Below are 23726 nucleotides of genomic sequence, written 5' to 3'. Positions count from 1 at the left end.
GGCTGGGGTAGCAGCAAAGCCGCTGCTACCCCAAAGCTCCTAGCCCTAGCCATAATTCTAGCCCTAGCTCTAATTATAGTCTCTTTCCTGATGAAAGCCAGCGAAGCCCCCACCATTCGGCACCCCAGTTGGAACCAGTACCGCAACCGGATAATAGCCGCCATCGCCGACGTGGAGGTAATGATGCAGCAGCTTGGCAAGGGCATCAACAGCGAGGTGCTGACCGAGGAGGTAGCCGAGCGCCTGATGATGGAAATAGACACGCCCGAGGCGTACGAGGCGCTGCTAAAGCTGGTTCGGGCGACCCGGGCAATAGCCCGCGAGGGCCTGCGCATGACCCGCGAGGAGCAGGGAGGCCAATACGCCTTGCTTCTCGTATGATTTCCTTCTCTTTTCCATCTTATGCTACCTACCCATGCCAGAATATAAGGATTTAGCCGTAGGCGAGGCCGTGTATTACCCCTTTGAGAAGGCGGTAGGGCTGATTTATGAAACCTATACGTTCGTTGACGGACCCGACCACCGGCCCGGCGTTTCGCTGCTGCTGAGCGACGGGCGCAACGTGGGCGGCTTCAATGCCGAGGAGGCTGACCTATACCTGGTGCCGCTGGGTGATACGGGCCTGCGCTACGAATTTGCTGACGTCGGCCAGCTGGCTGCCGACTTCCGGCGCGGCGTGTTTGCCGAGGCCTTCCACAACGCCCACGTGCTGCACCTCTCGCGCACATTAGCCAGCGCCCCGCAGCGCTAGGCCGCCGGCCGGGCCTGACCAGCCTGGCCGCTTCTTCATCCCTAACCAGTACCCCGATGAGCCAAGCCGAGAAATTCGCCCCCATCGCCCTTACCTACGCTGCGCAGCAGGCATATTTAGCCATTGAGCAGCAACCCCGCAATAAGGCCGAAAAGCAGTTGCTGGAGCAGGCGCGCCGCTATGTGCAGGCCCACAGCCACCAGAATGATTTGCGCGACCTGGCCGGCGCAATCCGGGAACTGATGGGCGACGCGTACCAGATAGGGTGCGGCAGTTGCCACATCTGGATTAAGCGTACCCCGGCCGACGCCGGGCAGCATAGCCCGGAGCGGCTGGCCGTCGTCGCTGACCGGCTGACCACGGCCTACCGGGATTGGTTCGAGCCCAGGGTGCCCAGCGGCCCCCGCCGTAGTATCCGCACCGAACAGGGTTTGCCCGTTGCTGGGGTTCCAATCACTACCAGCACCACTACGCGATGACTGAGCGCGTGGCGTGCATACTACACGCGTAGCCCCGCCGCCATCAAGCCACCGAGCGCAGCAGCCTTACCGGTTGTTGCGCTCTTTTGTTGCCCATTCCAGCGGGGGCAGTGGGGAAAAACGAAGTATAAAATACGCCATTAAAAATGTATAACATGCATCTATTTAGGTATGATTTGCGTTTAATAAGTAAGTAGGAAACGCATCTAAACCCCCTTTCTGATATGGAAATTACCCCCGTTCCCCAGCCCGCCGCGCACCCTATCGTTCTAGCTGGCCCCCACTTTTTCAATCTGTCCAATGTGCAGATGTTCTACGGTGGTGCCGGTGCCGACCTGACCGTGGCCGCATGGTGGAAGAAGCTCCCCGCTACCGTGTTTCTGCAAGTCACCCAGCGCGGCGCGGCCTTGCTGGCAACGACGGTCGGCGTAACCGCCCGCGGCCAGGTGGTGACGACGCCGGCTTACTACTTAGGCCCGTTCCGCATCGAGGGCACCGAACGCATATTTTCTACCATCTGGGAGCTAGGTGAGTACCTGTTGGCCCAGCGTACCGCAATGGTGCCGGCCGAGGGCACTGCCACGGTGCTGGGTTTGGATGGGAGCCTGACCGAGATACGCCCGAGCAAAGGCAAAACCTTCAAATTCGACCAGCTACGGCCCCTTATCGGCGCTGATACGCTGGACATTCACTATTTCCAGCACGGCCCGCTTGCCGGCTATATTCTGGTAATCGACGACAACGGCAAATACAGCGGGTCCGCGCTCAATATGTTGGCTACGGCCGCTTGGTTCGACACCTACCCGCCCGAGCAGTACAGCCCGATTGATGTAGTAGTCGGCACCGTTGTTCTAATGAAATCCGAGCAGCTGCGCTAGTTACTTCCGGTAAGAAAGCCGCCCCCGACCGGGCGGCTTTTTTCATGTCCATTCCGCAGAAACTTGCTAATAAAAAACGCATAGATAAATGCACAAAGTGCATCTATCTAGGTATGATTTACGTTTAATAAGTATAGCAAAGCCGCTCACCCTTTAGCCCTCTTTCTATGCTGACCGCCCCCACTCCCGCCCCCGTTGCCACGCTTTCCAATGCTGGCCTGATGCTGATGGTACAGTCAGCCCGCAGCAACCTACGGCGCGTGCTGAACCACCCGGCTTTCACGCCGGAGCGCCGCCAGAAGGCGGAGGACCTGATTAGCAAATCCACTGACGCGGCCCAACTGATGAAGTGGAAGGCCCTGGCCATTGCCGAGAGCGAGAAATGGGAAGACGCTCAGCTTGAGAAAGAAGCCCGTGAGTTAGGCCCAGCCGCTCACCCCAACTACCTCTATTAGTCCCTACCCTAGCCCTTACTCCGATGAAAAAGACCAGCCCAGAAATGCCCGCTTCCAACCAGCCAGTTTGCCATTTCCAGCACCGCGAGAACGGTAGCCTTATTGTAGTCCGGGGCGAGTTGTCCGATTTCTATGGCTTCTATGATATAGAAGAGTTTGCCGGCACCGACCAACAGGATGCCGCGCAGCGGGCCGATGCTGGCAACTGGAAATACCTTACTGACTTCTTGTACTTGGAAGTGCCCGCCGAAGGGGCACCGCGGATTCTTGAACTCGTCGCCGGCACCGTTGACCAGGTGCAGGACGTGACCGCCCAGCACCCCGGCCCGTTTCGCATTCCGGGGCGGGTACCCTTCACGGCCACTGACCAGGCCGACGAGTACGCGACGCTGAGCGACCTGGCTGCTGAAATGAAGCCCCAGCCCGCACAGTACCGGGGGCGCATCGTGGCGCAGGGCGGGCTACTCCGGTGGTTTGCGTTTGAGGAAGAGATGGGCGGCAGCGGGGAATGCCCGTGGGAGCCGGTAGAGTTGAACTTGGGCACCTATCCGCACGATTCGTACGCCTACTATTCCGGCAAGCGGGCCACCCCGGAACAGGGCCAGGGCTACGGCACCGTGACCCTGTGGCAGCAGCCAGACGGGGCGCAGCAGTACTACGTCGAAATTGCTCCCATTGAGGGCCACGCCTTTCCCTACCTCGTGGCCCACACGCCAGTTGAGGTGCGTAGCTGGTATGATTTCCGATTTACGCCCTACGCCCCGCCGACTGTCTGATTAAACTGGTCCACCCCCGCTCAGACTGGGAGGTGGGCCATTTTTTTCTCCCCACCGCCCTTGTTTTGTTCGCTACTGGAGCATCGTAGGTTTATTATATGAACTTGCGTTTCAAAGTCTTATTTGCCGAATTAGAAACCAGACATAAGCTATAGCTCAGGCTAGCTTTGCTTCAGGATAGTTTTGCATCTCGCTCTTACCGCCGCTTATCCTCACTTGCACACTATGACAGTCAATGATTTGCTCCAACATCCAGTTCTTGATATCCCAAAGGATTGGCGGGAAAAAGATAGGGAATCATACTATCAGCACGTCATACAGACTATCAGAGAGTACACTTTACTTGTCGATAAACTGGATGATTTTGAGGTAGATGGCAGTAAGATGTATATGGGGCAAATACCTAATACTGCTTTCATCCAACACCCAGTAAGGAATATAAATCAAGCTCTGATACATGCACTGCAACGCTATTTCAATCAAGGCAGTCCAAGTGTAGCTTATAAGATGTTTGCCGAGTTCTTTGCTCAAAGCACGAAGGGCCAGCAGTATGCCATGCTATCCCCTGATTCTTTTCTTACTTCCAAAACACTGCGCGAAAGCGATGTGCTGTACCGCTTGCGGTCAGAAAGCGCGTATGCGCCAGATGCTGCTGGCATGTTTCACATCCCATTTGACAGGCGTTACTTAGTAGCTAACCAGCGATTCAGTATATCAGGTTACCCTTGTCTCTATGCTGCAAGTTCGGTCCACCTAGCTTACAAAGAACTCAGGAATCCTGGCTGGACGCCAAGCCTTTATGCAGCAAAGCTTAAGGCAGTACGTAATGAGATTGGTCAAATTGTGTTATTGGATTTACGCAATCATGTCAGCGAAATGCGTCGCAAGCACATAGACAGACCACACTCCTATGATGGTCAGTTGATGAAGTTCTTTGCCACTTGGCCTTTAGTGATGGCAACGAGTGTCCCAGTCCGAGATTCTGACAGATTTCACGAAGAATACGTTATCCCTCAACTGGTTTTGGAATGGGTAAACACGACTAGCCGAGGTGGCGGTAGAGGTGGATTTTTTAGCGGAATAGCATTTTCATCTTCACGGTTATCCCCAGAAGACCCAACTTATGCTGATGCTTACAATGTGGTTATCCCTGCGCATAGCTCTACTTCAAAGGGGTTGTGCCCAGTACGCACAAAGCAGATTCAGGTATCATCTCCTATCACAATCGAAAGCCTAGACCCACATACACTGAGTAATGCTATTGCTGATAATCAGCACGCTCAACTGCTTCAGGATGCCTTACAAACCAAGGAATTTGAAACCATCCACCCATATAGAGGATAGCACTATCATGCGTATGCCAATAGCTAGTTAACTATTTGGCTCAATCAATGTGCAATTGAACTAGTCATTATTGAAGTATAGAGAGTTTCGTTGTGCAACTACACCAGTGGGCCATATTTTACCGTATTCCCCAATGAGGAATTTACCAGCGCATCAAGCAAAGAGGTAACTTTCCGGCTGGTATTACCCTTCATCCTCCTTATGGCATCCACTTCCGCACCCGCGCCCATTTCCTTTAAGGTCACGTTAGACAACACCGACCTGACTATTAAAGCTTCGACGCTGGCGGAGCTGCTGGACGGAACCCGGATGCTGAAAAAGGATATTGTCGCCCTGTGGAACATCAATCCGCGCACCTACGATAAGCGCCACGACCAGCCGGGCGGCATGACCCAGGACGAGCTACACAAGCTTGCTGCGGCCCTGAAAGTGCCGTACTTAGATATTGCCAAGCTAGTGTATCAGGAGTGTGCGGCCGACCCCAACGCTCGTAAAACGCCACTCAACAAGGCCGAGTAACATCTTGTGCTGCGATGAACATCAACGACCTGCTTGTTCCCCGGCATCCCCTCCCGCGCCTGCACGAGCAGCAGGTGCAGGCGTTGCAGCAACTGCCGGAAACGGAACGTGCCGAGCAGGCGCAGCTGTTGCGCGTGGGCAATGCCGCGTATCGCTACCACCAATTAGCGGATAGCCACCTCACAGAAGTTGATTTTCACCACTGGCTGGCTGGGCTGCCGCCCCGGATGCGTCAGGCGATGACTGCCGCCGGTTTCGCGGCGGCAAATAGCAGCTGGGCTTTCCGCCGCCACGTGCTGGAACGCCGCGACCTTGGGTACACGGCCTTTATGCAGCAGCAGCTTTCGGCAGAGGATTGGGCTTTCCTGCAGCAGCAGGATGCCGAGTCAGCTTAGCGTAATGGTACTACCCAACGGCATAAGAAGGTCAAAAAGCCCGCGGAATTCGCAGGGGATAGTGCGGCAGGTAACGCAAACCGGGCAACCTCCCATCGGAAGCTGCCCGGTCGAATTACATAATATACCTGAGTGAGCTAGTTTTTCACCTGCTTGGCCAGGTCATCAAGGGCCGCCTTAAATTCGGGCGTGTCGTACTCGGCCATCCCGTCGTGGCGGGCGGCCACTTGCCCATCCGGGCCCAGAATGACCGTAGAAGGAATGGAGTTGGAGTCGAATGGCGGGGCCAGGGGGCCGGCGGGGAAATATACCGGGAAGGTATAGCCCTGGCGCTTGAGCATCGCCTGGGCCTTGGCGGGGTTTTCATCCAGCGAGAGCATCACGAAGGCTACCTTTTTCGGGTCCATTTTCTTGTACAATGCGTGAATGCCGGGCATCTCGGCCACGCAGGGCGGGCACCAGCTAGCCCACAGGTTGACGAACACCACCTTGCCTTTGAGGTCACTCAGGTTGACGGATTTTCCATCTAGCGTGGTCAACGGCAGGCTATGCGGATAGGCGGCCGTCCCGCCCGTCGGCGTGATGGGCGCGGCTGCCGAAGCCACCGTGGCTACCGGCACTTCGGCCTTCCAGAGGCCCGTGGCCAGTAGGCCGCGCTGAATACCACCCAGAACCGGGGTGCGCAGCGGGGTGAACAAAACGAGGGCAAACAAAGCCAGCGGCAGCCACTGGAGAAGATTCTTACGATTCATGGTCAAAGGATTTAAGAGCGCAACACTAAACAAATGACAAAACGTTCATATATCAAACCCCAGCGGGCTTACCCTTCGCGACCGTGAGGGGCTGGCCGTCGGGCACCTGCTCACCGGCTTCCCGGACTAGCTCATCGCCGGGCTGCAGCGGCCCAAACACCACCACGGTGTCACGGCTGAGCAGCTGACCTTTGCGCACGGGCACCCACTGGGCCCGCCCCTGCTGCACGCGCACTACCTGCGCCTGCTTAGGCGCGTCTGGGGTGGCAAACACGGCCGAGGTGGGCACGGCGACGGCTTTTGCTTCGGTGGGCAGGGCCACCAGCACCTGGGCGTACATGCCCGCTTTCAGGCGGCCGTCGGCATTAGGCACATCCATCTCCACCAGCTCTGAGCGCACCGTCTGGCTCAGGCGGCTGGCATTGCGGCGGAACACGCCGGTGAAGGTCTGCCCGGGAAAGGCCGGCACGGTGAACGGCACCGAAGCGCCCGGCTGCAGCCACTGGCCGGCCGCGGCCTCGGGCACGGCCACCTCCAGGCGCAGAGTGCGGCTGTTTTCCAGCGAAAACATGGGCGCGGCCGGCTGGCCCCCGCCCGGCCCCACCAGAGCCCCGGCCGACACGTTGCGAGCCGTGATGATACCGCTGAACGGAGCCCTTACCACCAAATAATTGCTCAGCTCCCGGCTGGCCTGCAGCTCGGAATAGGCGGCCTGCACGTTGGCCTGGTCGGCCTGCATTTCGGCGCGGGCCCGCTCCAGGTCATTGGGCGAGATGGTGCCCGGCTCCTGGCTGGTGCGCAATAGCCGTTCGTAGCTGGCCCGGGTGCCGGAAAGCTTGGCCTGCGCGGCCTGCCAGCGCGAGCGGGCCCGGGCCAGCTGGGCGGCCAGCTCGGGGGCTTCGAGCACGGCCAGGGTCTGGCCTTTGCTCACGCGCGAGCCGCGGTCCACCAGCACCTGCTTCACAAAAGCGCCCACGCGGGGAAACAGGTCCACTTGCTCGTAGGGCTTGAGCTCGGCAGGCAACCGCAGCCGGCGCACGGCCGGGGCGGCGCTCAGCCGGAAGGTGGTGACGGCGGCCGGCGCGGCCGGCGTGGGCTTCTCGGCCGCAGGTTCCGAAGCACCAGACGAGCAGCTACTGAGCGCGCCGCTCAGCAGCAGGCCCGCCGCCAGCAGGGCAGTATAGCGGGGCGAACGGGCAATCAATTTCAGGAAGGCATTCATAAGTAGTCAGTCTGGAAAAAGAGAAGGTTAAGAAGCCTGCCGGGTGCGGGCGGGCAGCAGGGAGCCGGATTCGTAGCCCACGCGGCGCATGGCCCAGCCAAACACGTGGGGCAGGACCAGCAGCGAGGCCAGCGTGGAGGCGATGAGCCCGCCGATAACGGCCTGGCCCAGCGGGGCAATCTGGTCGCCGCTCTCGCCCAAGCCCGAGGCCATGGGCAGCATGCCGGCAATCATGGCGATGCTGGTCATCAGGATGGGCCGGATGCGGGTGTCGGCGGCCAGGCGGGCGGCCAGCCCCACGTCGCGGTGCTCGTGCCGCAAGTGCTCGGCGCTGGTGATGAGCAGAATGGCATTGGCCACGGACACGCCCACCGACATAATCATGCCCATGTAGGACTGCAGGTTGAGCGTGGCCCCGGTGGCCAGCAGCAGCAGCAGGGAGCCGGCCACCACCGCCGGCACCACCGAGAGCACCACCAGCGAGAGGCGGAAGCTCTGGAAGTTGGCCGCCAGCAGCAGGAAAATCACCACGATGGCCATGCCCAGCCCGGTCTGCAGGCTGCTCATGGTGTCTTCCAGCAGCTGGGGCTGGCCTACGAGGTTGGCCACGACGCCCCGCGGGGGCTCCCCGACTTGTTGCAGGGCCCGACGCACGGCCTGGGCGGCGGTGCCCAGGTCGCGGTCCTGCACGTTGGCCGTGATGCTCACCAGCCGGTAAGGTCCCTGGCGGTCAATCTGGCCGGGCATCATGCGGGCCGAGACGGTGGCCACCTCCCCAATGGTAGGGCGGGCCTGCCCGGCCTTGACGGGCAGCGCCTCCAAATCCTGGAGCTGGGTGAGCTGGTCTTCGGGCAGCTGCACCTGCACCTGGTAGCCCAGGCCGGACTTGGGGTCGAGCCAGAGGTTTTTGCTCGTAAAGCGCGAGGAGGACGTGGCCGCCACCACCGACTGGGTGATTTCCTGGCTGGTGAGCCCGAACTGGGCGGCCCGCTCCCGGTCCACGTCGATGCGCAAAGCCGGGTACTGCAGGGGCTGGGCAATCTGCACGTCGCGCAGGAAGGGAATTCGCTTCAGTTCGGCCAGCACCTTGCGGGCGTGGCCGGCGGCTTCCTTCAGGTTTTTGCCCCCCACATTCACCTGGATGGGCGTGGGTGCCCCGTCGCTCATCACCTTTTCCACCAACTCGATGGGCTCGAAGCTTAGTTGTAAGCCCGGCTGCGCGGCGTGGATGCGCTTACGCAAGCGCTCCTTGAGCTGACTCAAGTTCACGTGCACGCCCTCTTTCAGGGCCACCTGCATCAAGGCCTCGTGGGGGCCGGCGGTGAAGACGAACACGGAGTTAACCGCGAAGCTGGCCGGCTGGGTGCCCACGAAGGTGGAGGATATTTCCACGTTGTCGGGGCCAACCTCCTGGTTGATGATGGCCTGCACGGCCGCCACCGTCTGCTCGGTTTTCTCCAGGCGGGTGCCCACCTTCTCGCGCAGCCGCAGCTGAAACTGCCCGCTGTTGGCCTGCGGGAAGATGTCCGTGCCGATGACGGCAAACCCCGCTCCCACTACCACTACCGACAAGGCCAGGTAGCCCAGCACCACGCCGCGCTGTCGGCCTTGGGCTCGGGCGAGCAGGCGCTGGTAGCCGGCCTGGAAGCGAGCGAAAAAGCCGGGTTTTCCCTCCGGCTCTTCATGGCTGTGCGCCCCGTGGCCGGCGGCCGGTGCGTGGTCTTTCATCAGCCAGTTGGCCATGACCGGTACCAGCGTCTGCGAGAGCAGAAACGAGGCCACCATGGCAAAGCCCACCGCCAGTGACAGGGGCAGGAACATGGCCCGCGGCACGCCTTCCATAATCAGGGCGGGCGCGAATACGGCCAGGATGCAGAGCAGAATCAGCAGCTTGGGCAGGGCAATTTCCCGGGCCGCGTCCCAGATGGCGTGGGCCTTGGGTTTGCCCCGCTCCAGGTGCTGGTGAATGTTCTCAATCGTCACCGTGGCCTCGTCCACGAGCACGCCGATGGCCAGCGCCAGCCCCGACAGGGTCATGATGTTGAGCGTCTGCCCGAAGAGCTTGAGCAGAATCACGGCCGAGAGCACCGAGAGCGGAATGGTGGTAATGACGATGAGCACGCTGCGCCAGTCGCGCAAAAACAAGAGCACCATCAGCCCGGTGAGCACCGCGCCCAGAATGCCCTCGGTCACCAGGCTTTTCAGCGAGTTGGCCACGTAAGTGGACTGGTCGAAGGCGTAGCTGAGCTTCACGTCCTCGGGCAGCAGGGCCCGCAGCGTGGGCAGCTTGTCCTTGACCTGCTGCACGACTTTCAGGGTCGAGGCGTCGGCCTTTTTGATGACGGGCATGTAAATAGCCCGCTTGCCGTTGATGACGGCGTAGCCCGTCGTGACGTCGGCGGCATCTTCCACCGTGGCCACGTCGCGCAAATACACACCCGGCCCAGAACCCGTGCGCAGGGGCACGTCCAGAAAATCGGCCGGGTTTTCAATCAGCGAGTTCACCGGGGCCATGTAGGCCACGTCGCCCATCTTCACGTTGCCAGCCGCCGAGGGCTGGTTGCTGCTGACGATGGCCTTGACCACGTCGTCGGGCGTGAGCTGGTAGCCCCGCAGCTTGGCCGGGTCGGCCTTGACCACGATGGTGCGAATGTTACCGCCGAACGGGGCCGTGGACGTGACGCCCGGAATGGTGGTGAACATGGGCCGGATGCGGCTGGCGGCCAAATCCTGCAGCTGGGTCAGCGAGCTTTTCTCGCTTTCCAGCACCAACTGGCCCACGGGCAGGGAGCTGGCGTCGAATCGCACCACCTGCGGGGGCAAGGTACCGAGCGGCATAAACGCCGTGGCCCGCGACACCTGGGTAGCCACCTCGGCCGCGGCCTGGGCCATGTCAGTGCCGGGATAAAAGGAGAGCTTGATGAGCGTCAGGCCCTGGATGCTCTTGGTTTCAATCTTCTTGACCCCGGATACGAAGAGGAAGTTGTTCTGGAACTGGTTGGCCATGAAGCCGTCGAGCTGCTCGGGGGAGAGCCCGCCGTAGGGCTCGGCCACGTAGATGGCCGGCACGTCCATGCTCGGGAAAATGTCCACGGCAATGTCGCGCACGGCGGCGAAGGCGAAGAAGAGGATGGCCAGCATGGCCACCACCACGGTGAGGGGCCGCTGCAGGGCCGACCGGATGAGTTCGTACATGCGGCTAGGGGGTTACGTGGGTGAAAAAGAAGGAGAAGTCGCCGGCGGCCGCGCTTTGCAACAGCACGGCCTGCCAGGCGGCGTTGGCCGTGAGCACCTGGTCCTGCTCGGCCTGCTGCAGCCCGTACAGGGCCTGGGTGACATCCACTACCGTGGCCAGTCCCGAGTTGTAAAGGGCCAGCTTCTGGCGGTAGGCCTGGCGGGCGGCCGCGAGCTGCAGCGGGGCCTGGCGGGCGCGCTCGGCGGCCAGCTGCAGGCGCTGCTCAGCGAGAGTGGCCTGGTTGCTGAGCTCCAGCTGCTGCTGGCGGTGCTCGGCCTGCAGGCCCTGGGTGCGCAGGTTTTCCGCCTTGGCCTGGGCCTGCACGCGGGGCCAGTCGAGCAGATCGAACACCACGCCCACGCCCACGGCGTAATTGAAGCGGGTGGGCGCGGCCCCGCCCAGCCCGTAGTCAGTCTGGCCATTAGTGCCCAGGCCGGAGCCCCGGCCCCAGGTAGCACCCAGCAGGGAAAGCCGGGGCCGGTACTGGCGGCGAATGACCGTCTCGCGGGCCTGGCCCAGCGCCACGGCCCGCTGCTGCAGCCCCAGCGTGGGGTGGGTGGCGGCGGGCGGCACCAGCGCGGGCGGTAGGGTTTGGTTGTAGAGCGTGTCGGGCTGCCAGGTGGCGCCGGGCTGGCCTAGCAAGGTCGAAAGGCGGGCCTGGCGGTCGGCTTCCTGCTCCTGGGCGCTGAGCAATGCCAGCTTCGACTGGGCCTCAGTGGCACGGGCTTGCGTGCTGTCTACGCCCGGGCGCAGGCCGTTCAGGGCCAGCCGGGTGATGGTCTTTTTGAGTACGGCTACCCGGCGCACGTCCTGCTCGCGCACTTGGCGCAAACTCTGGGTAGCCAGCAGGTCGAGGTAGGTCTGGGCCACCCGCAGCTGCTGGGTGAACAGCTCGTTGTCGGCATCAGCCTGGGCGTAGCCGCGGGCCGCTTCGGCGCGGGCCCGCTGGGCCGGGTACTGCCCGAAGGTGACCGGGCTCCACTCCACGAGGGCCGTGCCCATACTGCCGAACACGGCGTTGTAGGAGTTGACCCCGCTCAGCGAGCCGCTGCTGGGGATGATGGTGCCTATGGGCAGCATGGTGCCGGCAACGGCGTTCGTGGAGCCGTAGCTCACCTGCCCGCTGAGCCGTACGGAGGGCAGGCGCTGGGTTTTGGTTTGGGTGAGGTCGGCCTCGGCGGCTTGCACCTGGTAGGCTTTGGCTTGCAGGTGCGGGGCCTGGGTGCGGGCCAGCTCCAGGGCTTCTTTTAAGGATAACGGCCGGCCCGGTACCTGGGCGTGGCTGGCCGTTGTCGCCAGCAGCAGCGTGGCGGCCAGCAGCCAGCGGCCCGGCGGCACCAGCCCCTGGGATAAATGACAAAAAGAAAACATGGCTGAGAGAAGTCAGGACAGAAATCCGGGCCGGGCGCGCAGAGGCGTAGCCGGCCAGTTGACAGGCAGATTTGCTGGGGCTCTCAGGAAAAAGCGGGGCTGTCCGGTGGCCGGTGGCCGGGGCAGCAGAAAGGTGCCACACAAGGTGGCAGGCCGGTCAGGGCATAAAAAAACCGGTCATCGCCCCTACTGGCAGGGACAATTAACCGGGTACAAACCCGGCTCCACTGCGCATTTTCCTAAGAAAAGCGAACGGGCGGAGCCTTGTTGGGGTGGTTGGCAAACGACTGCTCGGGGCCGGCATTCGGGCCGCGGGCAGGGTTGAGCGTGGGCTCGTCGGCCGGAAACAGGAGGCCGAAATAGAGGGCCGGGAAGTCATCGCCCAGCGCGAGGTCGAGCGGCAGCAGCTTGGCTTTCGCTACCGGCGCGTGGTCGGCCTGCGGGTCCGCCTGTACGGTTTGCAGCTTCTTCTTGCAGAGGCCGGTCTGAGGTGGTGCCTGCTGGCTGCTATAGTCCGTAGGCGGTGTCAGGACCCGGGCAGGCAGTGGCTGGCAATGCAGGTAAATACCCGCATAGAGCAGCAACAGCAGATGAGTCAGCAGACGAGACATAGACCAACGGGACCAGGTGCAAAGGTGCACACTTTTGCCGGAACGCAACCGGGGCAAAGGCACAGCGACCCGCTGAAGGGTTGCAGCCCGCCACCGGATATGCCCCCGGTTTCATACTATCTGCCCTCGTCAATAGCGTTCCGGTCGGCTGCTACCGGCCACCTAAACTGTTGGGTACTGTACCCGGCCGACAGTCCCCGTTAGCCCTGGGGCGTTACGTTGAAAAAATTGCCCACCACGGCCGACAATGCCATGGCCAGCACCCCCCAGAAGGTTACCCGGGCGGCCGCTTTCAGCACGCTGGACCCACCTACGTAGGCGGCCAGCCCGCCCAGCGCAGCCAGAAACAACAGGGAGGTAATGGAAACCGTCCAGCTCAGATACGTCGCCGGGGCCACCAGAATGACCAGCAGCGGCAGCGCCGCGCCCACGGTAAACGTAGCAGCCGACGCCAGCGCCGCCTGAATGGGGTTGGCGCTCATGGTTTCGGAAATGCCCAGCTCCTCCCGGGCGTGAGTACCCAGCGCGTCCCGGGCCATCAACTGCTCGGCCACCTGCGCGGCCAGGTCCGGTTCCACCCCGCGCTCCACGTAGATGGCGGTAAGTTCCTGGTGTTCTGCGGCGGCATCGTTGGTTAACTCGGCCTGCTCCCGGGCCAGGTCCGCCGCTTCCGTATCGGCCTGCGAGCTGACGGAGACGTATTCGCCCGTCGCCATGGACATGGCCCCCGCCACCAGCCCGGCCACGCCGGCCACCAGCACACTCTCCCGCGTGGCGCTGGCGGCAGCTACCCCCACTACCAGGCTGGCCGTGGAAATAATGCCGTCGTTGGCTCCGAGCACGGCGGCCCGTAACCAACCAATCCGATGCGTGCGATGCTGCTCCAGGTGTCTCATAGGGAAAGGGAAATGGGGTGAAGTCTGCTGTACGAACGAGCACAAATGAAGGGCATCACAACCATCCGGCCGAATCGTCTAACGCGGATTTTGCAGCAAACAGCCGCTCACTTCGCCACCACCACCTGCACCCGTGCCAGCGTGGGCGGAGCCACGGTGCCCCGCTTGCGCAGGCCGGCCTCCACTACCTCCGTCACGCCCTTGTCCAGCTTCTGGATATTTTGCCCCTTCGCGAAGGTGGTGTAGCGGTGGATGCCGCTGAGCATGCCGTTGTGAGTGACCACCGGGTAGCGGCGCTGCGGGTTGAGCGGCTGCCCGTTTACCTGCACCCCGCGCACCCGCTGGCCGGTGGGTTGGTTCAGGTCGGCCGCCCAGTCCAGGCCACTGGACTGCAGCAGGCCACCCACGCGGGCCAGGTCGTTGCCGGGGTTCTGGTTGGTGGCCGTCTGCTCCAGCAGTTCCAGCACCTGCGCGCCGGTCAGCTCCAGCGTCACCACTTTGGAGGGGTGGGGCAGCAGGGTGTAGAGCATTTCGCGGGTGATGGGGCCCGGCTCCAGCGACACGCCGTAGCCCACGCCGGGCAGGAAAGCCAGCTCGGCGCCGGTGGCTTCGCGCAGCAGCTCGCCGGCCAACTGGTCGAAGGGGCTGGCCGACTTGTACTGCCGCCCGATGCGGCCGGTAGCCGTGGCCAGCACTGCTTCCAGCTGCGCTTTGTGCGGGGCCCGCAGCGAGTCCACCAGCTGCGCTATCTTCGACTCGGCGGGGTATTCCGTGGTCCAGAGCGTGGGCGCGATGCCCTCCACGCTGGTCACCTTGCCTTCCTGCACCTGCACGGTAAGCTGGCCCAGCACGGCCGCGTCCGACAGCGCCTGCACTACCCACACATTTCCAATGTGGCGGGGCGGGGCAATCCGGTCGTGGGAGTGGGCCCCTACGATCAGGTCGATGCCCGGCACCTCCCGCGCCAGCAACTCATCCACCTTGGTGCCCTGGTGGGAGAGAATCACCACCACGTCGGCGCGGGCGCGCAGGCCGGGCACGTAGCGCCGGGCCGCCTCCAGGCCGCTGCCGAAGGTCAGCTCCTGGGTATTGTCGGGGTTGCCGGTCTGGGCCGTGTTGTGGTAGGCCAGCGCCAGCACGCCCACGCGCAGGCCGCCCACGGTAAACACCTTGGCCGGTTCGCCCAGAAACGGCTGGCCCGTCGCTTTTTCCGTGACGTTGGCCCCGCGCATGGGAAAGCGGGCCAGCTCTTGCAGTTCGCGAGTGCGGGCCGTGCCGTAGTCGAAGTCGTGGTTGCCCAGGGCCATGAACTGGTAGCCCAGCGCGTTCATCAGCCGGATGTTGGCCGCGCCCTTGGTCAGGTTGGCCAGCAGGTCGTCGCTGAATGTGTCGCCCCCATCCAGCAGCAGCACGTTGCCGGCACCCCGCTCCTGCCGGACCCGCTGCACGGCCGTGGCCAGGTGGGCAAAGCCGCCCACCTGGCCGGCGCGCTCAAACGAGGACGGGCTGCGGCCCGCGTCGCCGGTCTGGGCGGTAGCGTTGCCAGGACTCACGGCGAAGGGCCGGTGCCGGCCGTGGATATCGTTGGTGTGCAGAATAGTGAATGAGCCACTGGCTGACTGAACAGGCGGCCGGGAAGTGGAGCCCTGGCAACTGCTCAGGCCCCAGGCCGTCGCTAGTACCAGACTGCCCAGCGCCACTCCGCGCCACGCGCCTAAAAGCCGCGAGAAAGAGGCGCCAGGCCGGTTATGCGAGAAAACTGACATGCGAAAAGAATTTTTTTGGAACCAATAGACGAAGCAAACTTGTATACATGAACAAATGAACATACATTTGTAGCACCTTATGAAAACGACCACTGCCACCGCTCCTGCCGACTTGAACCTGACCACTGAGAAGATGGAGAAGGTGGCGTTCATTCTCAAAACCACGGCCCATCCGACGCGCATCGCCATTGTGCAGCTGCTCGCCAACCAAGAGCGCCTGTCCGTGACCGAACTCAGCGAGGAATTGAATATCGAGCAGAGCTTAGTGTCCCACCACTTGACCGGTATGAAGCTTAAAGGCATCCTGAGCAGCCACCGTGACGGCAAGAACATTTTCTACGCGCTGAAGATGCGCGAAGTAGTGGACGTGATTCAGTGCCTGGCCGGCTGCACGTTCCTGTAAAGGGAGCCGGCTTTTTTTGCTGAAATACATGAACAACCTTTCATAACTACATACGTTCACCCGTTCATCCATGTTACATTACCTCGGCTACTTCGCGGCTATTTTCATCGGCCTCTCCCTCGGCATCATGGGCGGGGGCGGCTCCATTCTCACGGTGCCGGTGCTGGTGTATCTGATGGGCGTGAGCCCGGTGCTGAGCACGGCTTACTCGCTGTTCGTGGTGGGCTCTACCTCCGTAGTAGGCGCCTGGGGCTACTTCCGCAAGGGGCTGGTATCGCTGAAAACGGCCGTGGTCTTTCTGCTACCCTCGCTGCTGGCCGTGTTTGCGGTGCGCAAGCTGCTGATGCCCGCCATCCCGCACGAGCTGTTCACGCTGGGCAGCATTGTGTTCACCAAAGACTTACTGGTGCTGGTGGCCTTTGCCGTGCTGATGGTCGTAGCCGCCACGTCGATGATCCGCAGTAAGCAGGCCGAGGTCGTGCTCGACGAGGAGTTGCATCAGAAGCACGCGTTCAATTACCCGCTGGTGCTGGGCATCGGCCTGGTGGTGGGCACGCTCACGGGCTTCGTGGGCGCGGGCGGCGGCTTCCTGATTATTCCGGCCCTGGTGCTGGGGGCCCGCCTGCCCATGAAGCTGGCCGTGGGTACCTCGCTGGCCATCATTGCCCTGAACTCGCTGATTGGCTTTACCGGCGACCTCAGCGCGGGCACGCCCATTGCCTGGTCGTTTCTGGCGGGCTTCCTGGCCTTCGCCTTGGGTGGCATCGTCCTGGGCACCTATCTGGCCCGCTTCATTCCCGGCGCTAAGCTGAAGCCGGCCTTCGGCTGGTTCACGCTGGCCATGGGTACGTTTATTCTGCTGCGCGAGCTGGTCTTCACCTCCTAAGCTGCTGACCCTCCCCCCGGCAGTTCTCGTTTTACTCCTTTTCCTGCGTTGCTTTCTTCTCGCTTCCACTCACCTCCCAACCGCTTTCCGTCATGAAAATCGAACAGTTTGAAGACAAGGGCCTGGCCCATTTCTCCTATGCTATCCTCAGTGAGTCGGCCCGCGAAATCGTGCTCATCGACCCGGCCCGTAACCCGCAGCCCTATTACGACTACGCGAAGGCCAACGACGCCAAAATCGTCAGCATCATCGAAACGCACCCCCACGCCGACTTTGTGAGCAGCCACCTGGAAATTGCCCAGGCTACCGGCGCCGTCATCCGCGTGAGTAAGCTGCTGGGGGCCGACTACACCCACGAAGCCTTCGACGAAGGCCAGGAGTTCACCGTCGGTAAGCTCACGTTCCGGGCCCTGAACACGCCCGGCCATTCCCCCGACTCGATCAGTATTGTGCTCAGCCGAGAAGGAAAGGACGAAGCCGTCTTCACCGGCGACACGCTCTTTATCGGCGACGTGGGCCGCCCCGACCTGCGCGAAAGTGCCGGCAACATGACTGCCAAGCGCGAGGAGCTGGCCCGGCAGATGTACCACTCGCTGCGCGATAAGCTCATGCCGCTGGCCGGCACGGTGCTCGTGTACCCCGCCCACGGCGCGGGCAGCCTGTGCGGCAAGGCCCTGAGCGGGGCCAACAGCAGCACGATTGCCGATGAGAAATTCGGCAACCCCATGCTGCGCAAGCTGAGCGAGGCGGAGTTCGTGAAAGAGCTGCTGGCCGACCAGCCCTTCATCCCCAAATACTTCGGCTACGACGTGGCCCTCAACAAAGCCGGCGCGCCTGACTACGCGCCGAGCGTGCAGCAGGTGCCGCGCCTGACCGCCGGCGCAAAGCTGGAAACCGGTGCGGTCATCATCGATTCACGTCCCGAGGCCGAGTTTAAAAAAGGGCACGCGGACGGCGCTATCAACATTCAACAGGGCGGCAAATTTGAAACCTGGCTGGGCTCGATTGTCGGCCCCGAGGAGCCGTTCTATCTCCTTGCGGCCGACGAGGCCACGCTCGAAGACCTGATTCAGAAAACGGCCAAAATCGGCTACGAGCCGCTGATTAAGGGCGCGCTGGTGGGCACGCCCGCTACCGAAGCCACCATGCCCGTGCTGGACGTGGAGCAGTTCCGCCAGCATCCCGAGCAGTACACCGTCGTGGATATCCGTAACGCCACCGAGCACCGTGACGAGCCCATTTTTGCTGGCTCCCTCAACATTGCGCTGCCCGAGCTGCGCGAGCGGGCTGGTGAGATTCCGACCGATAAGCCGGTGGTGGTGCATTGCGCCGGCGGCTACCGCTCGGCGGCCGGTTCCAGCATCGTGGCCGACGCGCTGCCCGGCACCAAGGTGCTGGATTTGAGCGAAGCCGTGAAATCCTTCCAGTCGGCTGCGGCCGCGCACTAATTCCGCCGGAGGGTGCCGCCGCCCAGCCCTGGCCGGGTGGCAGCTACGCTCCTGCCTTCACTCTCTAATTATGTTCCCGCCATGTTTGGTCTTTTTAATTCCGCTTCCAAAGCCTATCAGGACTTGAAGCCCGCTGAGTTTTCTGCCGCCGTGCGTCAGCCCGGTATCGTGCTGCTGGACGTGCGCCGGCCCGACGAGTTTGCCGGCGGCCACCTGCCCGGCGCGGTCAACCTCGACGTCACCGCGCCCGACTTCGCCCGGCGCGTAGCGGCCCTGGATAAAACCCGGCCCACCTACGTGTACTGCCGTAGCGGGGCCCGCTCAGCAACCGCCGCAGCCCAGCTCACCGGGGCCGGCTTCACTACCGTGGCCAACCTGCTGGGGGGCGTGCTGGACTGGCCCGAAAAGCTGGTCCGCTAGACCGCTTCCTTTTCCCCTCCTGATTTATCAAGGACTCCGGCCGGCCGCTGCTGCAGGCGGGCCGGAGCTCTATTCCCTTTGACTTTCTGACTTCATGCTTGAATTACTTCGCCAGCCCTGGCCCTGGTATATCGCCGGCCCCCTCATTGGCCTGACCGTGCCGGCCCTGCTGCTCATCGGCAACAAAGCGCTGGGCATCAGCTCCTCGCTGCGCCACGTGTGCGCCGCCTGCGTGCCGGCCGGCATCCCGTTTCTGACCTACAACTGGCGCGCTGAAATCTGGAACCTGTGGTTTGTGCTCGGCATCGGCCTGGGCGGCTACGTGGGCTACCAGCTGCTGGGCCACCCCGACACCATCGCCATTTCGGCCGAAACCGTGCGCGACCTGAAAGCGCAGATGGGGTTGACCGATTTCTCGGGCCTGCTGCCCAAAGAGCTGTTTGCCCTGGAAAACCTGGCCAACTGGAAAGGCTGGGTGTTCCTGGTACTGGGCGGCTTTCTCGTCGGCTTCGGCACCCGCTACGCCGGCGGCTGCACCTCGGGCCACGCCATTTCGGGCCTCTCGAATCTGCAGTGGGTGTCGCTGGTGGCCGTTATCGCCTTCTTTGTCGGCGGCCTGCTCATGACGTGGGTGTTCTACCCGATGCTGTTCTAATCCTTCCCCACTGCCCCATGCCTACCATCCTGCCTGCTGCCGCCGAGTTCTGGGATGCCCGCTACGAAAGCGAGGCCTATGCCTACGGCACCGAGCCCAACACCTACTTCCGCCAGCAGCTGGATAAGCTGCCGCCCGGCCGCTTGCTGCTGCTGGCCGAGGGCGAAGGCCGCAACGCGGTGTACGCCGCCCGGCGCGGCTGGCAGGTAACGGCCGTGGACTTCAGCGACGAGGCCCGCGCCAAAGCCCAGCGCCTGGCCGTAGCCCAGGGCGTGCACCTAACCTACCAGGTGGCCGATATCACCAGCCTGGGCTGGCAGCAGCCCGGCGCCTACGATGCCATCGGCCTGATTTACGCCCACCTGCCGCCCGTGGCCCGCTGGGCCGTGCACGCCGCCGCCGCCCGCAGCCTGGCACCCGGGGGGCACCTGATTCTGGAAGCCTTTAGTACCCGGCAGCTGGGCTTGCCCTCCGGTGGTCCCACGGCGGCCGAGCTGCTCTACGCCCCTGACACCCTGGCCGCGGACTTTGCCGAGTTGACGGTGCGGGAAAACCACGAGCTGGGCGTGGTCCTGCACGAAGGCAGCTTCCACTCGGGTCCGGCCACTGTCGTGCGCCTGCTGGCGGTACGCTCTTAACTTCTTCTTCTGTTACTTGACATGAAAAATCTTAAATACCTGGTGCTGGGCGTGTTGTTCGGCATTATTCTCACCAAGAGCGAAGTCATCAGCTGGTGGCGCATCCAGGAGATGTTCCGCTTCCAGGCCTTCCACATGTACGGCGTTATCGGCTCGGCCATCCTGGTGGGCATGATTTCCATTCAGCTCATCAAGCGCAACCACCTCAAGACCATCAACGGCGAGGAAATCAAGCTGGCCGACAAGAAGTATAACCACGGCACCTGGATCGGGGGCACCATCTTCGGGCTGGGCTGGGCCCTGACCGGCGCCTGCCCCGGCCCCCTGTTTGCCCAGCTGGGCAGCGGCGTGGCCTCAGCCGCCGTGCTGATTCTGGCCGCGCTGGCCGGCACCTGGACCTACAGCGCCCTGCGCGAGCGGCTGCCCATGTAGTAGCCGCGGCCTGGCCGCCGGCTCCCCTTATCCCGTTTCTGATGACTCGTTGGTTTCTGCTGGGAGCCGTGCTGCTGGCCAGCGCCCGGCTCAGTGTGGCCCAGTCCCTGGCCCCCGATACACTGCTGGCTCACCCGGCCCCGGCCGCTCCGGCAGTGGCCGCACCGCAAATGGCTGAAATGCAAACGGCCGAAGAGGCCGATTCGTCGGCGGCCCGCTCGCTGGGCGAGGCCCTGCGCCGGGGCGAGTTCCACGCCCACGCCCGCACCGTTTTCATGGCCACCCGCAACCGGGGCGCGGCCCCCGACTATTTCGCCCAGGGCGTGGGCGCGGGCCTGCGCTACGAAAGCCGCGCCTGGCACGGCGTGCGGGTGGGCGTGGAAGGCTTCTTCCTCAAAAACCTGTTTTCCAGTACCCTGGCCGCCGAGCCCGGCCGCCCGGAAAGCCGCTACGAGCTGGGCCTCTTCGACCAGGAGCATCCCCACCACCGCGAGATTCTGCACCAGGTGGAGGAGCTCTGGGTGAGCTGGCAGCCCCGGGCGGGTCTGCAGCTCACCTACGGCCGGCAGCAACTGGACACACCTTTACTCAACTCCCAGGACTCGCGGCTAAGTCCCAACTTCGTGCAGGGCCTGTGGGCGGTGGCCAAAGCCGGCCCCGCCACCACGGTGCAGGGCGGCTGGCTTACCCACGTGGCCCCCCGCTCGCTGGACCGGTGGTATACTCTCGGGGAGGCTGTGGGCCGCTACTCGATGGGCGTAGCCCCCGACAGCAGCCGAGCCGACTACCTGGGCCGCGTGCCCACGCCCGGGCTGGCCGTGCTGGGCGTGCGGCGCACGCTCGGGCCGCACGCCACCGTGCAGGCTTGGCAGTATTTCGCCCCCCGGCTGCTGGCCACCAGCTGGCTGGAAGGCACGCGCACGTTTGCGCGCCCCGCCGGCCGCTGGACGGCCAGCGGCCAACTGCTGTGGCAGCGCAGCCTGACCGGCCAAGCCGGTGGGCCAACCAATCAACGGTACAGCGAGCCCGGTGAGCAGGCCCGCGCCCTGAGCGGGCGCCTGGCCTATCAGCACCGGGCCTGGCAGTACGCGGCGCAGTATACCCGGCTCACGGCGCACGGGCGGTTTCTGTTTCCGCGCGAATGGGGCCGGGAGCCCTTCTACACCACCTTGCCCCGCGAGCGGATCGAAGGAGCCGGTGACGTGCACGCGCTGGGAGCCACCGTGGCCTGGCAGCGGCCGCGCGCGCCCCGGCTGGAAGCGGGCTACGGCTACTTTCGCCTGTCGCGGGAAGCACGGCTCAACAAGTACAGCCTGCCGGATTTTCACCAGCTCAATCTCACCGCCACGCACGCCTTTACCGGCGCGGCCGACGGGCTGCGGCTGCGCACGCTGTACGCGGCCAAGTGGGGGGCCAACCGGGCTTCCTACCTGCCCGCCCGGGCCATCAACAAAGTTGATTTGCACCACCTGACCGTGGCGCTGGATTACGCGTTCTAACCACTGCTTATTTTCCTTTGCCCTATGCTTTCTCTGCGTTCATTGCTGGCATTGCTATTCCTGACCAGCCTTAGCCTGACGGTTTCCGCCCAAACCCCGACCCCGCCGGACAAGCCGGCCTTCGTGGGAGCGGTGGCAAAAAAAGCCCGGTACCGGGCCGTGTACCAGCTCGATAGCGACGACCCGAAGCTTATTAAGCAAACGCTGCGCAATATGAAAAACGCGCTGGCTGACCCGCGCCTGCTGGGCAAGCTGCAACTGGAGCTGGTCGTGTTCGGGGGCGGCACCGACGTGTTTCGCAAAAGCCAGCCCTACGAGGCCGAGCTGCGGGCCTTGCAGCAGCAGGGTGTACTGCTGGCCCAGTGCCAGAACACGATGAAGGAACGCCAGATCAGCCCGGACGAGCTGTTTCCCTTCATTTCCTACGTGCCCACCGGCAACGGCGAATTAATTATCCGGCAGCAGCAGGGCTGGGCGTTGGTGCATCCCTAACTTCCTGCTTCTTTACCCTATCAACTCAATGGCAATTCCCCAACTCGGTCTGCGTGAAAACTGGCACCAGTTTGCGCTGCTGGTGCTCATCAACGCCTTCGTGGGCGGGATGGTGGGGCTGGAACGCAGCATCCTGCCCCGGCTGGCCGAGCAGGAGTTCCACCTGGTGGCCCGCTCGGCTATCCTGTCGTTTATCGTTGTCTTTGGCCTCACCAAGGCCGTAGCCAACTACTACGCGGGGGCCTGGGCCAATAAGATTGGTCGCAAGAACCTGCTGCTCATCGGCTGGCTGTTCGGCCTGCCCGTGCCGCTGCTGCTGCTCTGGGCGCCCACCTGGGGCTGGGTCATCGCGGCTAATGTGCTGCTGGGCCTTAACCAGGGCCTGGCGTGGTCGAGCACCGTGGTGATGAAGATTGACCTGGTGGGGCCGAAGCAGCGCGGCCTGGCCATGGGCCTGAACGAGTCGGCCGGCTACCTGGCCGTGGCGGCCACGGCCTTCGCCTCGGGCTGGCTGGCCACCGAGTACGGCCTGCGGCCCTATCCGTTCTACCTCGGCATCGGGCTGGCGGTGCTGGGTTTGCTGGGCTCGCTGCTGGTGCGCGACACCCGCCACCACGTGGCCCTGGAAGCCGCGCAGGCCCCGGCTGTTCCCACCGGCCCGCCGCTTTCTTTCTGGGACGTGACGTGGCGGCACCCCAACCTAGGCTCCGTTACGCAGGCAGGGCTGGTAAATAACCTCAACGACGGCATGGTGTGGGGCCTGTTGCCGCTGCTGCTGGCCAGTAAGGGCTTCACCCTGACGCAGATTGGCACCGTGGCGGCTGTATACCCGGCTGTTTGGGGCCTGGGCCAGCTGGTCACCGGCCCGCTGGCCGACCGGCTGTGTAAGAAAGACTTGCTGTTCTGGGGCATGCTGTTGCAGGGCGCGGTGCTGCTGGCCATGCTCTTCACCTCGTCCTATCCCGTGTTTCTGCTGTTGGCGGCGCTGCTGGGGGCGGGCACGGCGCTGGTATATCCCACGTTTCTGGCCGCCGTGGCCGAGTACGCGCCGCTTCCGCAACGGGCACACAGCGTGGGCATCTTCCGCTTCTGGCGCGACGCGGGCTACTCCATCGGGGCGCTGCTGACGGGTCTGCTCGCTGATGCCTTCGGGCTAGGGGCCGCGCTGGCCGCCATCGGGGGCATGACGGTGCTTTCCGCTCTGGTCATCCGGCGGCGCATGTACTGCCTGCCCGTGCCGGAGGGGCTGGATACGCCCGGGGTTACTTGCATTCGCTCCTCCCCCACCTCCCGGGGTAACAGCACGCTGCTATATCGTTGGCTTAGCCGTCCGTATTCCCCGCCCTTGCCGAGCGGTGTGGGATAACCACGGCACGGGGTTCCTTCCCTCACGGCAACCTTTG

Annotated in this window: 26 protein-coding genes; 19 read left to right on the top strand and 7 right to left on the bottom strand. The window is 63.2% G+C overall.

The genetic code is table 11. The annotated features are described in order from the left end of the window. Positions 1-90 precede the first annotated feature (90 nt). The 9 genes from EU557_RS24690 (at position 91) to EU557_RS24650 (ending at position 5597) form a co-directional block, all read left to right on the top strand. Positions 91-381 (top strand): hypothetical protein, encoded by a 291-nt coding sequence (locus EU557_RS24690; RefSeq protein ID WP_092743627.1) that lies wholly within the window; start codon positions 91-93, stop codon positions 379-381. Between the two features lie 34 nt (positions 382-415). After that, on the top strand, positions 416-751 hold the full coding sequence (locus EU557_RS24685) for a hypothetical protein (protein WP_135533108.1): 336 nt from the start codon (positions 416-418) through the stop codon (positions 749-751). Positions 752-807: 56 nt separating this feature from the next. Continuing rightward, positions 808-1230, top strand: a complete 423-nt coding sequence (locus tag EU557_RS24680; RefSeq protein ID WP_135533107.1) for a hypothetical protein — start codon at positions 808-810, stop codon at positions 1228-1230. 224 nt (positions 1231-1454) lie between these two features. Next, positions 1455-2108 carry a hypothetical protein gene (locus EU557_RS24675; protein ID WP_135533106.1) on the top strand — a complete coding sequence of 218 codons (654 nt, stop codon included), beginning with the start codon at positions 1455-1457 and terminating at the stop codon, positions 2106-2108. 167 nt (positions 2109-2275) lie between these two features. After that, on the top strand, positions 2276-2563 hold the full coding sequence (locus tag EU557_RS24670; protein ID WP_092743619.1) for a hypothetical protein: 288 nt from the start codon (positions 2276-2278) through the stop codon (positions 2561-2563). Between the two features lie 23 nt (positions 2564-2586). After that, positions 2587-3339 (top strand): hypothetical protein, encoded by a 753-nt coding sequence (locus EU557_RS24665; RefSeq protein ID WP_135533105.1) that lies wholly within the window; start codon positions 2587-2589, stop codon positions 3337-3339. Between the two features lie 225 nt (positions 3340-3564). After that, positions 3565-4683, top strand: a complete 1119-nt coding sequence (locus tag EU557_RS24660; RefSeq protein ID WP_135533104.1) for an RES domain-containing protein — start codon at positions 3565-3567, stop codon at positions 4681-4683. Between the two features lie 201 nt (positions 4684-4884). Then, complete coding sequence (locus EU557_RS24655; RefSeq protein ID WP_092743615.1) at positions 4885-5202, top strand: hypothetical protein; 318 nt, start codon at positions 4885-4887, stop codon at positions 5200-5202. Between the two features lie 14 nt (positions 5203-5216). After that, the gene (locus EU557_RS24650; RefSeq protein WP_135533103.1) at positions 5217-5597 is read left to right on the top strand and encodes a hypothetical protein; all 381 of its coding nucleotides are present in this window, start codon (positions 5217-5219) and stop codon (positions 5595-5597) included. A 137-nt stretch (positions 5598-5734) separates the two neighbouring features. Here the strand turns inward: EU557_RS24650 and EU557_RS24645 are convergent, their stop codons facing one another. The 7 genes from EU557_RS24645 to EU557_RS24615 form a co-directional block, all read right to left on the bottom strand. Further along, complete coding sequence (locus EU557_RS24645; protein ID WP_167855356.1) at positions 5735-6349, bottom strand: TlpA family protein disulfide reductase; 615 nt, start codon at positions 6347-6349, stop codon at positions 5735-5737. A 52-nt stretch (positions 6350-6401) separates the two neighbouring features. Next, a complete protein-coding gene (locus EU557_RS24640; protein ID WP_135533102.1) occupies positions 6402-7571 on the bottom strand; it encodes an efflux RND transporter periplasmic adaptor subunit in 1170 nt (389 codons plus the stop codon). Positions 7572-7598: 27 nt separating this feature from the next. Beyond that, positions 7599-10766: an efflux RND transporter permease subunit gene (locus tag EU557_RS24635; RefSeq protein WP_135533101.1), complete on the bottom strand. Its 3168-nt coding sequence runs from the start codon at positions 10764-10766 to the stop codon at positions 7599-7601. A gap of 4 nt (positions 10767-10770) precedes the next feature. Further along, positions 10771-12177 (bottom strand): TolC family protein, encoded by a 1407-nt coding sequence (locus tag EU557_RS24630; protein WP_135533100.1) that lies wholly within the window; start codon positions 12175-12177, stop codon positions 10771-10773. Positions 12178-12416: 239 nt separating this feature from the next. Further along, the gene (locus EU557_RS24625; protein WP_135533099.1) at positions 12417-12788 is read right to left on the bottom strand and encodes a hypothetical protein; all 372 of its coding nucleotides are present in this window, start codon (positions 12786-12788) and stop codon (positions 12417-12419) included. Between the two features lie 200 nt (positions 12789-12988). Continuing rightward, positions 12989-13684 (bottom strand): VIT1/CCC1 transporter family protein, encoded by a 696-nt coding sequence (locus EU557_RS24620; RefSeq protein WP_135533098.1) that lies wholly within the window; start codon positions 13682-13684, stop codon positions 12989-12991. Between the two features lie 107 nt (positions 13685-13791). Beyond that, a complete protein-coding gene (locus tag EU557_RS24615; RefSeq protein ID WP_167855355.1) occupies positions 13792-15450 on the bottom strand; it encodes a bifunctional metallophosphatase/5'-nucleotidase in 1659 nt (552 codons plus the stop codon). A 79-nt stretch (positions 15451-15529) separates the two neighbouring features. On the opposite strand from EU557_RS24615, the gene EU557_RS24610 reads away from it, so the two are divergent. From EU557_RS24610 to EU557_RS24565, 10 genes are all read left to right on the top strand, one after another. Continuing rightward, the gene (locus EU557_RS24610; protein ID WP_240737424.1) at positions 15530-15853 is read left to right on the top strand and encodes an ArsR/SmtB family transcription factor; all 324 of its coding nucleotides are present in this window, start codon (positions 15530-15532) and stop codon (positions 15851-15853) included. A 70-nt stretch (positions 15854-15923) separates the two neighbouring features. Beyond that, positions 15924-16739 (top strand): sulfite exporter TauE/SafE family protein, encoded by an 816-nt coding sequence (locus tag EU557_RS24605; protein WP_135533096.1) that lies wholly within the window; start codon positions 15924-15926, stop codon positions 16737-16739. Between the two features lie 92 nt (positions 16740-16831). Further along, positions 16832-18187: an MBL fold metallo-hydrolase gene (locus EU557_RS24600; protein ID WP_135533095.1), complete on the top strand. Its 1356-nt coding sequence runs from the start codon at positions 16832-16834 to the stop codon at positions 18185-18187. Positions 18188-18268: 81 nt separating this feature from the next. After that, positions 18269-18607: a rhodanese-like domain-containing protein gene (locus EU557_RS24595; protein WP_135533094.1), complete on the top strand. Its 339-nt coding sequence runs from the start codon at positions 18269-18271 to the stop codon at positions 18605-18607. Between the two features lie 94 nt (positions 18608-18701). After that, positions 18702-19262 (top strand): YeeE/YedE family protein, encoded by a 561-nt coding sequence (locus EU557_RS24590; protein WP_135398437.1) that lies wholly within the window; start codon positions 18702-18704, stop codon positions 19260-19262. Between the two features lie 17 nt (positions 19263-19279). Further along, positions 19280-19900, top strand: a complete 621-nt coding sequence (locus EU557_RS24585) for a class I SAM-dependent methyltransferase (protein WP_135533093.1) — start codon at positions 19280-19282, stop codon at positions 19898-19900. A 21-nt stretch (positions 19901-19921) separates the two neighbouring features. After that, positions 19922-20332 (top strand): DUF6691 family protein, encoded by a 411-nt coding sequence (locus tag EU557_RS24580; protein ID WP_135533092.1) that lies wholly within the window; start codon positions 19922-19924, stop codon positions 20330-20332. Positions 20333-20373: 41 nt separating this feature from the next. Then, positions 20374-21831, top strand: coding sequence for a hypothetical protein (locus EU557_RS24575; RefSeq protein ID WP_135533091.1), 1458 nt, complete (start codon positions 20374-20376; stop codon positions 21829-21831). A 24-nt stretch (positions 21832-21855) separates the two neighbouring features. Next, the gene (locus tag EU557_RS24570; protein WP_135533090.1) at positions 21856-22323 is read left to right on the top strand and encodes a DsrE family protein; all 468 of its coding nucleotides are present in this window, start codon (positions 21856-21858) and stop codon (positions 22321-22323) included. Between the two features lie 28 nt (positions 22324-22351). After that, positions 22352-23689, top strand: a complete 1338-nt coding sequence (locus tag EU557_RS24565; RefSeq protein ID WP_135533089.1) for an MFS transporter — start codon at positions 22352-22354, stop codon at positions 23687-23689. Positions 23690-23726 lie beyond the last annotated feature (37 nt).

The sequence above is a fragment of the Hymenobacter wooponensis genome (assembly GCF_004745865.1).
Classification (GTDB): Bacteria; Bacteroidota; Bacteroidia; order Cytophagales; family Hymenobacteraceae; genus Hymenobacter; species Hymenobacter wooponensis.
This window is presented reverse-complemented; position numbering and strand designations above follow the sequence as displayed.

Coding starts and splice junctions, on each gene's coding strand:
- EU557_RS24580 (WP_135533092.1), top strand. CDS start 19,922: ATGAAAAATCTTAAATACCTGGTGCTGGGCGTGTTGTTCGGCATTATT.
- EU557_RS24600 (WP_135533095.1), top strand. CDS start 16,832: ATGAAAATCGAACAGTTTGAAGACAAGGGCCTGGCCCATTTCTCCTAT.
- EU557_RS24680 (WP_135533107.1), top strand. CDS start 808: ATGAGCCAAGCCGAGAAATTCGCCCCCATCGCCCTTACCTACGCTGCG.
- EU557_RS24630 (WP_135533100.1), bottom strand. CDS start 12,177: ATGTTTTCTTTTTGTCATTTATCCCAGGGGCTGGTGCCGCCGGGCCGC.
- EU557_RS24620 (WP_135533098.1), bottom strand. CDS start 13,684: ATGAGACACCTGGAGCAGCATCGCACGCATCGGATTGGTTGGTTACGG.
- EU557_RS24685 (WP_135533108.1), top strand. CDS start 416: ATGCCAGAATATAAGGATTTAGCCGTAGGCGAGGCCGTGTATTACCCC.
- EU557_RS24655 (WP_092743615.1), top strand. CDS start 4,885: ATGGCATCCACTTCCGCACCCGCGCCCATTTCCTTTAAGGTCACGTTA.
- EU557_RS24605 (WP_135533096.1), top strand. CDS start 15,924: ATGTTACATTACCTCGGCTACTTCGCGGCTATTTTCATCGGCCTCTCC.
- EU557_RS24660 (WP_135533104.1), top strand. CDS start 3,565: ATGACAGTCAATGATTTGCTCCAACATCCAGTTCTTGATATCCCAAAG.
- EU557_RS24665 (WP_135533105.1), top strand. CDS start 2,587: ATGAAAAAGACCAGCCCAGAAATGCCCGCTTCCAACCAGCCAGTTTGC.
- EU557_RS24675 (WP_135533106.1), top strand. CDS start 1,455: ATGGAAATTACCCCCGTTCCCCAGCCCGCCGCGCACCCTATCGTTCTA.
- EU557_RS24690 (WP_092743627.1), top strand. CDS start 91: ATGAAAGCCAGCGAAGCCCCCACCATTCGGCACCCCAGTTGGAACCAG.
- EU557_RS24590 (WP_135398437.1), top strand. CDS start 18,702: ATGCTTGAATTACTTCGCCAGCCCTGGCCCTGGTATATCGCCGGCCCC.
- EU557_RS24650 (WP_135533103.1), top strand. CDS start 5,217: ATGAACATCAACGACCTGCTTGTTCCCCGGCATCCCCTCCCGCGCCTG.
- EU557_RS24625 (WP_135533099.1), bottom strand. CDS start 12,788: ATGTCTCGTCTGCTGACTCATCTGCTGTTGCTGCTCTATGCGGGTATT.
- EU557_RS24670 (WP_092743619.1), top strand. CDS start 2,276: ATGCTGACCGCCCCCACTCCCGCCCCCGTTGCCACGCTTTCCAATGCT.
- EU557_RS24645 (WP_167855356.1), bottom strand. CDS start 6,349: ATGAATCGTAAGAATCTTCTCCAGTGGCTGCCGCTGGCTTTGTTTGCC.
- EU557_RS24615 (WP_167855355.1), bottom strand. CDS start 15,450: ATGTCAGTTTTCTCGCATAACCGGCCTGGCGCCTCTTTCTCGCGGCTT.
- EU557_RS24585 (WP_135533093.1), top strand. CDS start 19,280: ATGCCTACCATCCTGCCTGCTGCCGCCGAGTTCTGGGATGCCCGCTAC.
- EU557_RS24640 (WP_135533102.1), bottom strand. CDS start 7,571: ATGAATGCCTTCCTGAAATTGATTGCCCGTTCGCCCCGCTATACTGCC.
- EU557_RS24610 (WP_240737424.1), top strand. CDS start 15,530: ATGAAAACGACCACTGCCACCGCTCCTGCCGACTTGAACCTGACCACT.
- EU557_RS24575 (WP_135533091.1), top strand. CDS start 20,374: ATGACTCGTTGGTTTCTGCTGGGAGCCGTGCTGCTGGCCAGCGCCCGG.
- EU557_RS24570 (WP_135533090.1), top strand. CDS start 21,856: ATGCTTTCTCTGCGTTCATTGCTGGCATTGCTATTCCTGACCAGCCTT.
- EU557_RS24565 (WP_135533089.1), top strand. CDS start 22,352: ATGGCAATTCCCCAACTCGGTCTGCGTGAAAACTGGCACCAGTTTGCG.
- EU557_RS24595 (WP_135533094.1), top strand. CDS start 18,269: ATGTTTGGTCTTTTTAATTCCGCTTCCAAAGCCTATCAGGACTTGAAG.
- EU557_RS24635 (WP_135533101.1), bottom strand. CDS start 10,766: ATGTACGAACTCATCCGGTCGGCCCTGCAGCGGCCCCTCACCGTGGTG.